The sequence below is a fragment of the Ruegeria sp. BJ5 genome, assembly GCF_056537865.1.
On record NZ_JBQFSH010000001.1, the window covers coordinates 148,121 to 163,681 of the forward strand.

At 62.2% G+C, this 15,561-nt stretch carries 13 protein-coding genes; 10 read left to right on the plus strand and 3 right to left on the minus strand.

Features of this window, described 5'->3' with window-relative positions; all coding sequences use genetic code 11:
* The first annotated feature begins 8 nt into the window (after positions 1-8).
* From ACR0NY_RS00735 to rpoD, 6 genes are all read left to right on the plus strand, one after another.
* On the plus strand, positions 9-272 hold the full coding sequence (locus tag ACR0NY_RS00735) for a sarcosine oxidase subunit delta (protein ID WP_170363714.1): 264 nt from the start codon (positions 9-11) through the stop codon (positions 270-272).
* Positions 269-3,202 (plus strand): sarcosine oxidase subunit alpha family protein, encoded by a 2,934-nt coding sequence (locus ACR0NY_RS00740; RefSeq protein ID WP_170368284.1) that lies wholly within the window; start codon positions 269-271, stop codon positions 3,200-3,202. The genes ACR0NY_RS00735 and ACR0NY_RS00740 overlap by 4 nt, the downstream gene beginning before the upstream one ends.
* Complete coding sequence (locus ACR0NY_RS00745; protein ID WP_170339156.1) at positions 3,195-3,740, plus strand: sarcosine oxidase subunit gamma; 546 nt, start codon at positions 3,195-3,197, stop codon at positions 3,738-3,740. Before ACR0NY_RS00740 ends, ACR0NY_RS00745 begins: the two co-directional genes overlap by 8 nt.
* Positions 3,741-3,773: 33 nt before the next feature.
* Positions 3,774-4,070: a hypothetical protein gene (locus ACR0NY_RS00750; protein WP_170357503.1), complete on the plus strand. Its 297-nt coding sequence runs from the start codon at positions 3,774-3,776 to the stop codon at positions 4,068-4,070.
* An 80-nt stretch (positions 4,071-4,150) separates the two neighbouring features.
* Positions 4,151-6,103, plus strand: coding sequence for a DNA primase (gene dnaG, locus ACR0NY_RS00755; protein ID WP_170339152.1), 1,953 nt, complete (start codon positions 4,151-4,153; stop codon positions 6,101-6,103).
* A gap of 114 nt (positions 6,104-6,217) precedes the next feature.
* A complete protein-coding gene (rpoD, locus tag ACR0NY_RS00760) occupies positions 6,218-8,206 on the plus strand; it encodes an RNA polymerase sigma factor RpoD (protein ID WP_170339150.1) in 1,989 nt (662 codons plus the stop codon).
* A gap of 187 nt (positions 8,207-8,393) precedes the next feature.
* On the opposite strand, the gene ACR0NY_RS00765 is transcribed toward rpoD, so the two are convergent.
* On the minus strand, positions 8,394-9,413 hold the full coding sequence (locus ACR0NY_RS00765; protein WP_170339149.1) for a helix-turn-helix domain-containing protein: 1,020 nt from the start codon (positions 9,411-9,413) through the stop codon (positions 8,394-8,396).
* A 412-nt stretch (positions 9,414-9,825) separates the two neighbouring features.
* Between ACR0NY_RS00765 and ACR0NY_RS00770 the strand changes: the two genes are divergently transcribed.
* The 4 genes from ACR0NY_RS00770 (at position 9,826) to ribD (ending at position 12,351) form a co-directional block, all read left to right on the plus strand.
* Positions 9,826-10,227 carry a hypothetical protein gene (locus tag ACR0NY_RS00770; protein ID WP_093961755.1) on the plus strand — a complete coding sequence of 134 codons (402 nt, stop codon included), beginning with the start codon at positions 9,826-9,828 and terminating at the stop codon, positions 10,225-10,227.
* A gap of 22 nt (positions 10,228-10,249) precedes the next feature.
* The gene (locus tag ACR0NY_RS00775; RefSeq protein WP_170368285.1) at positions 10,250-10,663 is read left to right on the plus strand and encodes a secondary thiamine-phosphate synthase enzyme YjbQ; all 414 of its coding nucleotides are present in this window, start codon (positions 10,250-10,252) and stop codon (positions 10,661-10,663) included.
* Positions 10,664-10,783: 120 nt separating this feature from the next.
* Entirely contained in the window at positions 10,784-11,254 is a 471-nt protein-coding gene (gene nrdR / locus ACR0NY_RS00780; RefSeq protein ID WP_039534475.1) for a transcriptional regulator NrdR, read from the plus strand.
* A complete protein-coding gene (ribD, locus tag ACR0NY_RS00785) occupies positions 11,251-12,351 on the plus strand; it encodes a bifunctional diaminohydroxyphosphoribosylaminopyrimidine deaminase/5-amino-6-(5-phosphoribosylamino)uracil reductase RibD (protein WP_170339145.1) in 1,101 nt (366 codons plus the stop codon). The genes nrdR and ribD overlap by 4 nt, the downstream gene beginning before the upstream one ends.
* A 9-nt stretch (positions 12,352-12,360) precedes the next feature.
* On the opposite strand, the gene ACR0NY_RS00790 is transcribed toward ribD, so the two are convergent.
* Both ACR0NY_RS00790 and ACR0NY_RS00795 read right to left on the minus strand, forming a co-directional pair.
* The gene (locus ACR0NY_RS00790; protein ID WP_170368286.1) at positions 12,361-14,361 is read right to left on the minus strand and encodes a capsular polysaccharide biosynthesis protein; all 2,001 of its coding nucleotides are present in this window, start codon (positions 14,359-14,361) and stop codon (positions 12,361-12,363) included.
* 3 nt (positions 14,362-14,364) lie between these two features.
* On the minus strand, positions 14,365-15,498 hold the full coding sequence (locus ACR0NY_RS00795) for a polysaccharide biosynthesis/export family protein (protein ID WP_367646340.1): 1,134 nt from the start codon (positions 15,496-15,498) through the stop codon (positions 14,365-14,367).
* Positions 15,499-15,561: the final 63 nt, after the last annotated feature.

Genomic DNA, 15,561 nt, shown 5'->3' on the forward strand with positions numbered 1-15,561 from the left:
GCGCGGCCATGAGGATCACCTGCCCGTATTGCGGTGAGCGCGACCGCCGCGAGTTCTACTATCGCGGGGCCGCCGTCGATCTGGACCGGCCCGCCCCGGATGCCGGGCCTGACGTTTGGGACGATTTCGTCTATCTGCGCGACAACCCGGCCGGCGAGACGCGGGACCTGTGGTATCACGAGGGCGGCTGCGGCGCATGGATCGTCGTGACACGCAACACGCTGACCCACGAAATAGCGGCGACCGAGCCTGCCTCCGGGGGCAAACGATGAGGGTCGCGGGCAGGGGGCTGATCGACCGCGGCTCACCGGTCGAGTTTTCCTTCGACGGAATCCGGTATTCGGGTTTTCAGGGTGACACGCTGGCCTCGGCGCTGCTGGCCAATGGCGTGCGCCTGATGGGGCGGTCGTTCAAATATCATCGCCCGCGCGGCGTCCTGACCGCCGGCAGCGAAGAGTCGAACGCTTTGGTCACCATCGGCCGAGGCGCCGTGCAGGACCCCAATGTGCGGGCCACGGTGCAAGAGATCTATCCGGGCCTCGAGGCGCGCAGCCAGAACCGCTGGCCCAGTCTGAGCTTCGACGTGATGGCGGTGAACGATCTGGCCGCGCCCTTCCTGGGGGCGGGTTTCTACTACAAGACTTTCATGTGGCCCCGCAGCTTCTGGGAGAAGCTGTACGAACCGATGATCCGCCGCGCCGCGGGGTTGGGCGCGCTGTCCGGGCAGGCCAACGCCGACAGGTATGAAAGCGCCTATGCCTTCTGCGACCTGCTGGTGATCGGGGCTGGTCCGGCGGGTTTGATGGCCGCCTTGACGGCCGGCCGAGCCGGGGCGGATGTCATTCTGGCCGACGAAAGCAACCAGATGGGCGGGCGGCTGCTGGCCGAGACGCTCGAGGTGGATGGCAAGCCGGGTCACGTTTGGGTAGACGAGGTTCTGGCTGAACTGCGGGCGATGGAGAATGTGCGGCTGATGACCCGCACGACGATTGCCGGGGCCTACGATCAGGGCACCTTTGCCGCGCTCGAACGGGTCTTGCACCATACGGGCGACCGCCCCGCCGGTGCGCCGCTGGAAACATATTGGAGGATCGCCGCCCGGCGCTCGGTTCTGGCGGCCGGGGCGCTGGAGCGCCCGGTGGCGTTTCGCGACAATGACCGGCCCGGCATCATGACCGCCGGGGCCGTGCGGGCCTATCTGAACCGCTGGGGCGTCGCGGCCGGCCGGAGTGTCACAGTCTTCGGCAACACCGATGACATTCACCGGACGGCCCGCGACCTGCTCGCCGCAGGTGTCCACGTGGCCGCCGTGATCGACAGCCGCCATGACGGGCCGGTGTCGACGGACTATCCGGTGCTGCGCGGGGCGCAGGTCTGTGGCAGCTCGGGGCGCAAGGGGCTGGAGTCGATCACCGTGCGCCGCGCCAGCGGAGAAGAGCGCATTCAGACCGATTGCCTGGCGATGACTGGCGGCTGGAACCCCTCGGTCCACCTGACCTGCCACATGAACGGTCGACCGACTTGGCGGCGTGACATTGCCGCCTTCGTGCCCACGCCGGGCGCCGTGCCCGGGATGCGCACGGCCGGGGCCTGCAACGGCGCGTTCTCCACCTGCGCCTGTCTGCGCGAGGGCATTTCGGCTGCGACCGAGGCGCTGGGTGATCTGGGCCTCAAGGCGCCCGAGCCAGAGCCACCGCAGACCGAGGATCAGCCCTATGAAATCGCGCAGCTGTGGGCGGTGCCGGGCAAGGGGCGTGCGTGGCTGGATTTCCAGAACGACGTGACCGTCAAGGATGTCAAACAGGCCGCGACCGAGAACTTCCGCTCGGTCGAGCACATGAAGCGCTATACCACGCAGGGCATGGCCACCGATCAGGGCAAGAACTCGAATGTCGCGGCGCTGGCCATTCTTGCGGATGCCACCGGGCGGGCGATCCCCGAGACCGGAACCACCACCTTCCGCCCGCCTTACGCGCCGATTGCCATTGCCGCGCTGGGCGCGGGGGCCGAGGGGGCGGGGTTCAAGCCGCAGCGCTTCACCACCTCGCACAAGGCGTCGGTGGCGCGCGGGGCGCCGATGGTCGAGGCCGGGCTGTGGTATCGGCCCAGCTATTTCCCGCAGCCGGGCGAAACCACGTGGCGCCAGTCCTGCGACCGCGAGGTGCAGATGGTGCGCACGGCGGTCGGCGTGTGCGAGGTGTCGACCCTAGGCAAGATCGACATTCAGGGGCGCGACGCCGCGCAGTTTCTGGATTTCGTTTATTCCAACACGTTTTCGACGCTGAAGGTCGGGCGCGTGCGCTATGGGCTGATGCTGCGCGAGGACGGGTTCGTCATGGATGACGGCACCACCGCGCGGTTGGGTGACAGTCATTTCCTGATGACCACCACGACCGCCGCCGCCGGTGACGTGATGAAGCATCTGGAATTCGTGCGTCAGGGTCTGAGGCCCGATTGGGACGTGACGCTGGTTTCAGTGACGGAACAATGGGCGCAATTCGCCGTGGCCGGCCCCAAATCGCGCGAGGTGCTGAACGGCGTGCTCGACACCCCGCTGGATGATGCTGCGTGGCCGTTCATGGCCTGCGGGCCGGTTTCGGTTCTGGGAGTGCCGGGGCGTCTGTTCCGGATCTCGTTCTCGGGTGAACACGCCTATGAAATCGCCGTGCCTGCGCGGTATGGGGCCAGTTTGTTCGACATTCTGACCCAACGAGCCGAGGCGCTGGGCGGCGGCCTGTATGGGATGGAGGCGCTGAACGTCCTCCGGATCGAGAAGGGGTTCATCACCCATGCCGAAATCCACGGGCGGACCACGGCCTATGACATCGGGATGGGGCGGATGGTGTCGCAGAAAAAGGACTGCATCGGCAAAACTATGTCCGAACGCCCAGGGCTTGAGGCGCCGGGGCGCGAGCGGTTGGTCGGGCTCAAACCCATCGGGGAAAGCCGCCAGTTGCTGGCAGGTGCGCATCTGTACAACGAAGAGGACGCGCCGGTACGCACCAACGATCAGGGCTATGTGACCTCGGTCTGCTATTCGCCAACGCTGGGCAGCATGCTGGGGCTGGCGTTTCTGGCCGATGGCCCCGACCGTCATGGCGAGATCGTCAAGATGGTCGATCACCTGCGCGGCGTGACCACGCTGTGTGAGGTGACGGACCCGGTGTTCTTTGATTCAGAGGGAGAGCGTTTGCGTGGATAAGCTGATTGCTCAGACCCCGTGTGACGGGCTGCTGCCGCTGATCATCGGAACGGTCTCGGTCACCGAGGTCGACCCGGGCGCGATACATGCGGTTTCGGCCTTTCAAGGGCAGACCAAAGCACTGTCCGAGGCGATGAAGGCGGCGCATGGCATGGCGCTGCCGGCCCCAAACCGCGCCACCGGGAAGTCGGGCGCGCGGGCCATCTGGTTCGGCCCGGGTCAGGTCATGCTGATCGGCCCCGCACCAGATCCTTCGCTGTCCGCCTATGCCGCGGTCGTCGACCAGTCTGATGCCTGGGCCGTGGTGCGGCTTGAGGGCGACGGGGCCGAGGATGTTCTGGCCCGTCTGGTTCCCGTTGATCTGCGCCCGCAGAACTTCAAGCGCGGACATACGGCGCGCACGCTCCTGTTCCACATGACCGCGTCGATCACTCGGGTTAGCGAGAAAGCCTTTCAGATCATGGTGTTCCGGTCGATGGCCACATCGTTGGTTCATGATCTGCAGAGGGCAATGGAAGGTGTGGCAGCACGCGGTTAGACTGTTGCAAAGAACTGATTCCAAGGGGACCTTATGCTGCGCATCGCACTTGCCGCCACTCTGCTTGCCACACCGCTGGCTGCCGCTGAAACCAAGGAACAAAGCTGCCGCTATCAAGCAGACGTTGTGGCGGCGGTTCAAAAAGCCCGTCTTGATCGCGTGAAAGAACGGGACGTTCCTGAAGCGGTGGCCGAGGCCGGCCCGACCTGGCCCGAGAACTACAACGCCGCAATCCCGTTGATCACCCCGTGGGTCTATGAGCAGAAGATGCGCGATATCCGCAAAAAAGACCTCGGTGCCGCCTGGATGGAGCTGTGCCTGCAGCAGTAATCCACAGGGCCGCGAATTGGCTGTGGACAAAGGCCTGCCGTGCCCTTGGCGGGCGGCCTGGTTTCTGCCATGTATGAAGCATGTCATTGCCCCCTGGATTTCTGGATGAGCTGCGCACCCGTCTGAGCCTGTCTCAGGTCGTCGGGCGCAAGGTCATGTGGGACAACCGCAAGTCCAATCCGGGCAAGGGCGACATGTGGGCGCCATGCCCGTTCCATCACGAAAAGACGGCCTCGTTCCATGTGGATGACCAAAAGGGGTTCTATTACTGCTTCGGGTGCCATGCCAAGGGCGACGCGATCAGCTTCGTGAAGGAAACCGAGAACGTCTCGTTCATGGAAGCTGTCGAAATTCTGGCGCGCGAGGCCGGATTGCCGATGCCCGCGCGCGATCCCAAGGCGCAGGAAAAGCAGGACCATCGGGCGCAATTGGCCGATGTCATGGAGCAGGCGGTGCAGTTCTTCCGCCTGCAACTCAAGACCGGGGCAGGGGCCGAGGCGCGCGCCTATCTGGACCGCCGCGGTCTGGACGCTCAGGCGTTGGAACGCTGGGAAATCGGGTTTGCACCCGACGGCTGGCAGGCGTTGTGGGACCATCTGCGCGGCAAGAACGTGACCGAGGACCTGATCCTGGGCGCCGGTCTGGCCAAGCCGTCGAACAAGGGCAAAAAGCCCTATGACACCTTCCGCAACCGCATCATGTTCCCGATCCGCGATCCGCGCGGCCGGTGCATCGCGTTCGGCGGGCGGGCGATGGACCCCAACGACAACGCCAAATATCTGAACTCGCCCGAGACCGCGCTGTTCGACAAGGGGCGAAGCCTGTACAACCACGGACCGGCCCGTCAGGCGGCGGGCAAGGGGCAACCGCTGATCGTGGCCGAGGGCTATATGGATGTGATCGCCCTGTCCGAGGCAGGCTTCGGCGCCGCCGTCGCGCCGCTGGGCACCGCGATCACCGAACACCAGTTGCACATGCTGTGGCGCATCGCCGATGAGCCGATCATCGCGCTGGATGGCGACACTGCCGGCCTGCGCGCGGCGATGCGGGCCATCGACCTGGCGCTGCCCCTGCTGGTGGCCGGCAAGTCTCTGCGGTTCGCCCTGATGCCCGAGAGCAAGGATCCCGACGATCTGCTGCGCGCCGAAGGCCCGGAGGCGGTTCAGGCGGTGCTGGACGCGGCCATTCCGATGGTGCGGCTTTTGTGGCGGCGCGAGACCGAGGGCAAAGTGTTCGACAGCCCCGAGCGCAAGGCGGCCCTGGACAAGGCGCTGCGCGAAAAGATCCAGTTGATCCGCGATCCTTCGATCCGGTCGCACTACGGACAGGAAATCAAGGATCTTCGCTGGCAACTTTTCCGCCCGCAGCGGCAAGGGGCAGGGGCTCGAAACTGGCAGCCGAAAGGCAAATGGCAACCGCCAAAACCGTCGGCAACTCCGGATGCGCGGGCCTCGTTCCTTGCGTCCTCGGAGAATGCGGATATCCAGCTGCGTGAAGCGGCAATCCTTGCGATTGCAATCCTGAACCCCGAGGTCGTCATTCAATTCGAGCACCAACTGGAAGAGATGGAATGCCTGAACACCGATCACGCGGCCCTGCGCGATGCAATCCTGCGGCACGCGATCGACGATCCCGACAACCTGAAAGAGCATATTGTTCAGTCTTTGGGGCCGGCCCCTCTTGAAAACCTGCTAGCCCTTCGCCATGTCGCTGTAATCCCCTGTGTGCACAAACCGGGCGACGTCGAAAAGGCACAGATGACTCTGGCCGAGGAACTCGCAAAAATCAAAGCGCTCCGGGGGCTGGATGCCGAGATTGCCGAAGCCGAAGAGGAGTTGTCCGATCTGGCGGATGAAGCGTTAACGTTCCGGTTGGCCCAGGCCGCCGAAGAACGCAACCGCGCAAGCCGCAGCCAGAACGAGGACAGGGCCGTTTTCGACATTGCTGACAACGGGGCGCGAATCAATCGTGACGAGAAAGACGCGTTTCAGGCGATCATGTCCGGCATCAAGTTCGAGCGGAAACGCCGCTGAAGTGGTGTTTTCATAAAGCACTGGAAAAGAAAAACGGGTAAACGGGTGGCCGAATCACTTCTACGCGCTAATGATTCGGTTCCATCGAATCACCCATCCCTGCAGGAGCACTGAATGGCCGCCAAGGATACCAACGAGGAACGGAAGTCCGACGACCAGGAACAGGAAATCTCGCTGGACATGAGCCAGGCCCAGGTCAAGAAGATGATCGCCGAGGCTCGCGAGAAAGGCTACATCACTTACGATCAGCTCAACCAGGTCCTGCCGCCGGATCAGGTCAGTTCGGAACAGATCGAGGACGTCATGTCGATGCTGTCCGAGATGGGCATCAACATCATCGAAGACGAAGAGGCCGAAGAGGAAGAGCAGAAGGGCTCGACCGATCTGGTCACCACCGACAGCAACCGTGAGGTTGCGCTGGCCGGTGCACAAACCGAAAAGCTGGACCGGACCGATGACCCGGTGCGCATGTATCTGCGCGAGATGGGGTCGGTCGAACTGCTGAGCCGCGAGGGCGAAATCGCCATCGCGAAACGGATCGAAGCCGGTCGCAACACCATGATCCTCGGGCTCTGCGAAAGCCCGCTGACCTTCCAGGCGATCTCGATCTGGCATGACGAATTGTTGTCCGAGGATATCCTGCTGCGCGATGTCATCGATCTGGAAGCGACATTCGGCAATCAGATGGACGAGGATGGCGACGTAGAGGAGCCGGTGGTGGATACTTCGGCTGTCGCGGCCGCCAAGCCCGCCAAGGACACAGGTCCCGAACTGGATGCCGACGGCAACCCGATTGCCAACGACGATGACGATGACGAAGACGATCAGGCGAACATGTCGTTGGCTGCGATGGAAGCGGCGCTGAAAGATCAGGTTCTGACTCAGCTTGAGCGGATCTCGACGGATTTCGCAAAGCTGTCGGAAATGCAGGACAGCCGGATCTCGGCAACTCTGAACGAGGATGGGTCGTTCAGCGACAAGGATGAGCAGACCTATCAAAAGCTGCGCGCCGAGATCGTTGAACTGGTGAATGGCCTGCATCTGCACAACAACCGGATCGAAGCCCTGATCGATCAGTTGTACGGCATCAACAAAAGGGTGATGTCGCTGGACAGTGCCATGGTGAAGCTGGCCGACCAGGCCCGCATCAACCGCCGTGAGTTCATTGACGAGTATCGCGGTCGTGAACTTGATCCCAACTGGCTGTCCGACATGGCCCAAAAGCCGGGTCGCGGCTGGCAGATGTTCATCGAACGCTCGTCGGACAAGGTCGAGGAACTTCGCAACGACATGGCGCAGATCGGCCAGTATGTCGGTCTGGACATCAGCGAATTCCGCCGCATCGTGCAGCAGGTCCAGAAGGGCGAGAAAGAGGCGCGTCAGGCCAAGAAGGAAATGGTCGAGGCCAACCTGCGCCTGGTGATTTCGATCGCCAAGAAATACACGAACCGTGGCCTGCAATTCCTTGATCTTATTCAGGAAGGAAACATCGGCCTGATGAAGGCGGTGGACAAGTTCGAATACCGTCGTGGCTACAAGTTCTCGACCTATGCGACCTGGTGGATCCGTCAGGCGATCACGCGCTCGATCGCGGATCAGGCGCGCACGATCCGTATTCCGGTGCACATGATCGAGACGATCAACAAGCTGGTGCGGACCGGCCGCCAGATGCTGCACGAGATCGGCCGCGAGCCGACCCCCGAGGAACTGGCCGAAAAGCTGCAGATGCCGCTGGAAAAGGTCCGCAAGGTGATGAAGATCGCCAAGGAGCCGATTTCTCTGGAAACCCCGATCGGGGACGAGGAAGACAGCCAGCTGGGCGATTTCATCGAGGACAAGAATGCCGTGCTGCCGCTGGACAGCGCCATTCAGGAAAACCTCAAGGAAACCACCACGCGTGTACTGGCCTCGCTCACCCCGCGCGAGGAGCGGGTTCTGCGGATGCGTTTCGGCATCGGCATGAACACCGACCACACGCTGGAAGAGGTTGGTCAGCAGTTCAGCGTGACGCGCGAACGTATCCGGCAGATCGAAGCCAAGGCGCTGCGCAAGCTGAAACATCCCAGCCGAAGCCGAAAGCTGCGGTCCTTCCTGGATCAGTGATCAAAAAGGCGCCTCGACCGAGGCGCCTTTTTTCATTTGCACGGCGGTTTGGTTCACGAAGGCCAAACTTGAATTCAATTTGGCGGGAATTCGCAAGTGGTCAGGGCCTTCGCGGACCATATCGCTTGTGTCCACTCATGGGACAGGTCGGGGCGAGGCGGCAACGCTGATGACCCCCGGCCGCTTGTCAGGCAAGCTTTCTGCGCCGGGACTGATCCTTGAATGCGCTGGGAGATTGCCCGGTCCAGCGTTTGAAGGCAGTCGAAAACGCCGCCTGGTCGGCGTAGCCAAGGCTGTACGAGATCTCAGAAAGGCCCATGTCGTTCTTCAGAAACGTTCTGGCGAGGTCGCAGCGCAGGTCGTCGACAATTTCGCGAAAGCTGGTGCCTTCCTCGGTCAGGCGTCGACCGAATGTCCGCGGGCTCATGCCCAGATCCTTGGCAACCTGTTCGGCGCGGGCGATGGCCCCGGGAAGCGATTGGGTGATCCGCCCTTCGACCCGCGACCGTAGAGTCTGTTTTTCGTCACTGTTTTCATGCAGCAGACGGTCACCATATTCCATCAGGTGCTGTCGCAAGCTGGGGTCGTAGGTCGGGACGGGCACGTCGAGTGTTGATTGCGGCAAAATGATCTCCAGCTTTTCCGCGCCAAACACCACCGGGAACTTGCCGAGTTTCGAATAGTCTTCCTCTAGCGCGCCGACCTTGTGCTGAAACCGCAGTTCGATCGGTTGGATCGGGATCCCCGTGAGAGCACGCAGGCGGGCAATGCAGGCAAACATGAGGAACTCGGTTCGCCGGTGGTACCGCGAAAAGCTTGGGTCCTTCCACCTGGCCTCGATGGTTGCCGAATTGCCGGACTCGTGCAGCCTCACGGCGATGGCAGGATCAATCAGCCGGTGGAAGTGGTTGGCGTTCTCCAGAACCTGCCGCAGATCCCGGGAATACTTGCTGATATATGCCGTCAGGCTGGAGGTTGCACTGAACTGCAAACCCGTTCGCGCGCCGAACAGGATGTCGTTGAGTTCATCGCAAGCGTGGCGGGCGAACAATGCCTCGCTGTGGGCGCTGTACAGCTTTGCAGGCGGCGCGAGGTCTTGCGCACTCAGCCCGCTTTTGGCGAGGACACGAACGACCGTATCAGTATTCCCTGCCTGCGCCTGCAACGCGGACGCCAGCAACTGAATTCTGGCGATATCGACTTGCATGCCACGCTCCGGAACCCACTGAATTGGCCGGATTATGTAGCGAATTTTGTCATTTGCATAGTTTTTGTGAGGTGACAGTTCCCACACAGGTTCAGACACGGCGCAAGTATTTACGCCGGAAATGGCTTCAGATCACAAAGACGTGGCCGGGCAAAGAAAGACTCCGTGGTACGGCCGTCATAGATCAGCCGCGTGCCGGGTCAGTCCCGTGGGGATCGGGCAGAGCCGAAGGATTTGGTCACACCAACCGATCTGTGGCTCCCCGGCACACATTGAACGCATGTCCCGATTCCAAAGACGCAAGGCACCATTCGCATGCGCACCGTTCCTGAAATCATCGTGAACGGCGCTGTTCTGGGCTTGGTGGAAAACTAGGCTATGATGCGTGTCGAAATCAGGGAAGATATTTGCAATGAAACATATTCTGACATGCGCCGCGGTTGCGGCAATGGTTGCAGCCGCTCCGGTCGAGACTGATGCCGCCCCGAACGGGTACCGGACCGAGCCGATGAACAGCACCGATTTTGAGGTCATCCCTCGTGCCCGGCAGGACGTTGATGGGTATTGGTGCGCAGCGGCGGATTTTGCTCGGCGCAAACTGGGGGCCGGCTGGCAGCAGCGGATTTACGTTTTGCGCGGCTATGGGCCCAGTGTGACAACCGGGCGTCGGACCGCTGTGCAGTTTTCCATAAAACCGCCGACAGGCGGCGTGCCACAGCAACCCAGCGTAGTGGTTTCGGGATTTCAACCGGGCTACAGCATGTCGGTCCAAGGTGCGAACGCCCGATGCAACGTGCGCCCCTTCTTCAACTGACGCGAACAGGGCCACCCGGTTGATGCAGGCCGAATTCACCATCGAAACCCGAGGGCAGGGGCTGTACGAGTTCACCTCCGACATCTGTGACTGGCTGTCCGCAAGTGTGGCCGACGGATTGCTGACGCTGTTCGTCCGCCACACATCCTGTTCACTGTTGATACAGGAAAACGCGGATCCCGAAGTTCAGACGGACCTGCAGGCATTTTTCTCGCGGCTGGTTCCGCCCTCAGATCATCCATCGATGTCTTATCTGAAACATACGTATGAGGGGCCCGATGACATGCCGGCCCATATCAAGGCGGCGATGATGCCGGTCTCTCTTTCGGTCCCGGTCTTAAGTGGGCGCCCTGCCTTGGGAACATGGCAGGGTATCTACCTGTTCGAACACCGGACCGCGCCCCAGGTTCGCCGAGTTGCGGCGCATTTTGGGTGACCCTGCATATAGCGGTTGAAATTTCCGACTACCCAAACTCTAGCGGCTGCCCTATAGTTGTGGATAAGTCGGCCACAGCGCTGACAAAAAGAGGCGGAACAAGGGACGAGGAGACGGCGGATGCGCTGCCCGTTTTGCGGAAATATCGATACTCAGGTCAAGGACTCGCGTCCGGCAGAAGATCACGTAGCCATCCGCAGGCGTCGGTTCTGCCCCGCATGCGGGGGCCGTTTCACCACCTATGAGCGGGTCCAGTTGCGCGACCTTGTGGTCATCAAGACAAATGGCAAACGCGAGGATTTCGACCGGGACAAACTGGAACGGTCAATCCGTATTTCGATGCAGAAGCGCCCGATTGATCCGGACCGCATCGACCAGATGATATCCGGCATCGTGCGGCGCCTGGAAAGCATGGGTGAGACCGACATTCCCTCCAACAAGATCGGCGAGATCGTCATGGAAGCTCTGGCGCGGATCGACACCGTCGCCTATGTTCGCTTTGCGAGCGTATACAAGAATTTCCAGGCGGCCGATGATTTCGAGGAGTTCGTCCACGAACTGCGCCCGCCGCAGCCATCGACTGACGAGTGACCGAAACAGACAAGCGATACATGGCGCTGGCCCTGTCCTTGGGGCGGCGCGGACAAGGATCTTGCTGGCCCAACCCCGCGGTCGGATGTGTTCTGGTGAAAAACGGCCGGATCGTCGGGCGCGGGTGGACGCAGCCCGGCGGTCGCCCTCATGCGGAAACCGAGGCTCTGGCCGAGGCCAGCGAACAAGCGCGTGGCGCGACGGCTTATGTTTCGCTGGAGCCATGTTCGCATCACGGCAAGACGCCACCTTGTGCTCAGGCGTTGATCGACGCCGGAGTGGCCCGTGTGGTTTCGGCGATCGAGGACAGCGATCCGCGCGTCGCGGGGCAGGGTTTTGCCATGTTGCGCGATGCCGGGATTGAGGTCACGACCGGGGTTCTGAGCGATCTGGCGGCAATGGACCACGCGGGCTTTTTCATGAAGACCGAGCAAGGCCGACCGTTTGTGACGCTGAAACTTGCCAGCAGCTTTGATGGACGAATCGCAACCGAGACCGGGCAGAGCAAGTGGATCACCGGCCCCGAGGCCCGCCGGGCGGTGCATGCCATGCGGGCGCAGCACGATGCGGTGATGGTCGGCGCGGGCACCGCGCGGGCCGACGATCCTTCGCTGACGGTTCGTGATCTGGGTATCGACCGGCAGCCCGTGCGTGTCGTGGTTTCACGTCACCTTGAATTGCCTTTGCTCAGCCAATTGGCCCGAACCGCCTCTGATATTCCCGTTTGGCTGTGCCATGGCCCGTCGCCCGATCCCGAGCGTGCCGCGGCGTGGCAGGGACTGGGCGCGCGGCTGATATCCTGCGCTTTGCAGGATCACCGGATCGACGCCGCAGACATGCTGCACCAATTGGGGCAGGCCGGTCTGACCCGGGTATTCTGCGAGGGGGGCTCGGCTCTGGCTGCGTCCCTGCTGGCAAATGATCTGGTCGACGAGCTGGTCGGTTTCAGCGCGGGCTTGGCCATCGGAGCCGAGGGCTTGCCCGCCATTGGCGCCATGGGGCTTGAGGAATTGGGGGACGCGCCCCGCTTTTCGCTGGTCGAAACCCGGGACTTGGGTGGCGATGTCCTGCATGTCTGGCGCAGGCCGGTCCGCTAGCGGCGAGCCCTAGCGCCACAGGTTCGCATGTGTTGCAAAAGCCCCCTGAAGCTTAGCCAGCAGCCGAATTGCCGGCCCAGCTGGTGCAATCGGGCCATTCGTCAAACGGTCTGCGACAACCTCCGCCGGGCATGCGTCGCGCGTGACTGGATCGAAATACCGTGGATAGTCGATGAGCGTGGCGTAGGCCAGGCCCAGCACTGTCGGTCGCGCGCCTCGTCGCGCCGGGACCGATCCAAGGTCGGTCGTCAGACCCCAGCCGGCGTAGAACGGAGCCCCAAGCGTAGTGACCTTTATCCCGCGCAGCAAAGCTTCGAACCCAAGCAGTGAGGTCATTGTCCAGACCTCATGAACCTCCGGCAGAACCAGTGCCGGATCCACATCGTGGAGGACGACATCCGCCAGACCCTCGGCGTCTATTCGACCGTCCCGAAGCCCGGCCTCAACATCCGGATGCGGCTTGTAGATCAGAACTGCGGCGGGATTGGCCGCGCGAACGGTGCTCAGCAACTCGAGATTTGTGCGGACCGTGCTGGTGCCCAACCGGATCGAGGCGTCGTCCTCTACCTGGCCAGGTACAAGAATCCGGTGCCCGTCCGGCAAGGGCGGGCAACCGCCGCCCGTATTGTATTTGCTTAGCCCCGCCGCGGTGAGTTGCGTCACCAGGCGGCGTATCCGTATCTCCTGATCGGGTCGCAACTCTTCGCGAGCGGTGATCAGTTCTTCCAGACGGCTGGGTCGGGTGGGGTCGTAGTAAATTCCAAGGTCGTCGGTCACAAGTGAAAGCGGGGGCACAAGGTTGGCCCCCAACCCGCGCGAGCGCAGAAAACCGTCTTCGACGCGGACCACATCTTCGGCTTCCAGATCACGATTGGCCCAGACCATATGGGACCGATCGGTCGCCGAGGGCCGTTCCGGCACGAAACGGACTTTTTTCCACTTCCCGAAGGTTTGCTGAATATGCCTGCGTTTCCACAGGCGCATTCCAGACGCTGTCCAGCCGTGCCTGTCCTGTCGCCAGGCGCGGCTCTGGGCTTCAAGCGTATCCAGCACCGTTTCAAGCTCACACAGCTGGTCGCGATAGGGATCGTACCACGTCGGGTACAGTATCATGGCGGCAGCGAATAGTTGGGCGCGAGTCAGATTGCGCTGCCGGCGCGGCAGAGGCATCTCGTCCTGCGTCAGACCCCACCCGGCGTAGAAGGGTTGCCCAAAAACCCTAGGTTTGTGACCGGCCAGAATGGCCTCAAACCCCAGTTGCGAGGACAGGGTATAGACCCCAATCGCGCCTTCCAGCAACGACCAGGGGCTGATCTGATCCGCCAACAGGGAAACACGGTCAGTTTCGTCATCCTCCGAGAAGAAACCGCGCCGGTGACCCTGCAGTGTTTCCGGGTGGGTCTTGATGATCACACGCGCCCCGGGGTTTTCCTCTTGGGCCATGATCAGCATTTCCAGAAACCGCGCAGGGTCGCCCCGGCTTGCCGTAACCGCCGCATCGCCCTGTATCTGATCGACAACCAGTACATAGCCCGGATCCGGGGGTGCGATATCCGGGTCGCATGCCGAATACTTGCTCAGATGCGATTCCTTCAGCCGTGCGATCGCGCCGCGCGCCCGATCCAGCAGGGCGGTGTCATCCAGCGGGTGCGTGGCCAGCAGAGTTTCGAGGTCCGACGGCTGTGACGGATCGAAATGCATCGCACGTCGTTCCAGAAGCAGGCCCAGCGGCGGCTCGTGATCGCGCCCCGGCAGCAGGGATCGCAGGAATGCATCCTCGACCCGCAACAGCGGGATATTCCGGTCTTTCGCAACTCGGGTTCCGCGGTGCGCAGTCGGGCTTTCGCCCCAGATGCCCACCATGTCGCCCGAACGCGGAAGCCCAACGCGAATGTCGAATCCCGTCAGCGACAGGATGCGGCGGATCCTACGTTGGGTCAGAAACCCGCCGTTGTAGACATACAGGCGCGTTCGATCCTCGGCGTCCGCAGTGTCGGCGCCGGGTTTCATGCCTCAGTTTCCGGTCAGCGTGGCGACGTTTGCAACGGGTGTCAGACCGCCGGCAATCAGCGAAATCGACTTGGTCCACTGTGCATACGGGGCTTCGGTCACGTAAATCGTGTCGTCGTCGCGGATCACGAAATCACGTGCCACAAACAGACCGTTGGGCGCCGTGAGGTTCAGCAGGTAGATCACGCGTTGTTCGCCCTGAAGGTTCGGCTGGCCCAGCACTTTGCGTGCGATATCTTCGCGCTCGTCCCTCAGAACGAAAATACCGGTGGGATCTGAGGACAGCGACTGCAAGCCGCCGACCTGCGCCAGCGCTTCCAGCGCGGACAGATCCTGACTGTCGAAAGCGACCCGGGATTGCCCACCCGTGGCCCCCAGCGCGACATACGACCGGGTGTCCTGTTCGACCAGGATGCGATCACCACCGCGCAGTGCGATGTCGGTTTCAGGATTGCGGAACAAATCGTCATACCAAACGGTACCACGCTGATTGCCGCGGATCACCGTGACCAGCGCAATATCCGGGGCGACCGCCACGCCACCGGCCCTTGCCAGCATGGTGGAAAGCGTGCGGGTCGGGCGCTCGATCGGGTAGATGCCAGAGGCACCGATCGTACCGGTTACCGAGACCGTCGCACCGTCACCCGCCACGCGGCGGATCTGAACCTGCGGGTCAGGTGTCTGCTCGCGCAGCTTTTCCGCAATCAGCGAGCGTAGCTGCTCGGGCGTGTTGCCCGAGGCGCGCAAGCGGCCGGCATAGGGCACGAAAATAAAGCCTTCGCTGTCGACCTGAACCTCATCGAGATTGGTCGATGGGCCGGTTTCACCAGCCAGCAGACCGTCGTCGACGTTTTCCCAGATGGTCAGGCCAAGCACGTCGCCGGGACGAATGGTGTCGGATGTTACGCTTTGTGCTGACCGGAAGGCGGGCGGAAAGCCAAACTGTGGAACCGCAGAGGTGACGTGGGCCACCCGGTCATCAACTTCGACCACGTGGGCGTTGCCGCCATTGACTGTCGAGCCCGCAAGAATTTCGGTTTTGTTCGGCCCGGCCTTGGGCAGTTGGCACGCTGTCAGAAGGCCAATGGCTGCTACGAGGGACAACCCTCGTATCCATCGAGTAGGGAAACGCTGCACTGCCGAAATACCTCGAGTTTCGTATGTAGTCTTTTGGATTGCGGTCAAACTAGCGGTTTCACA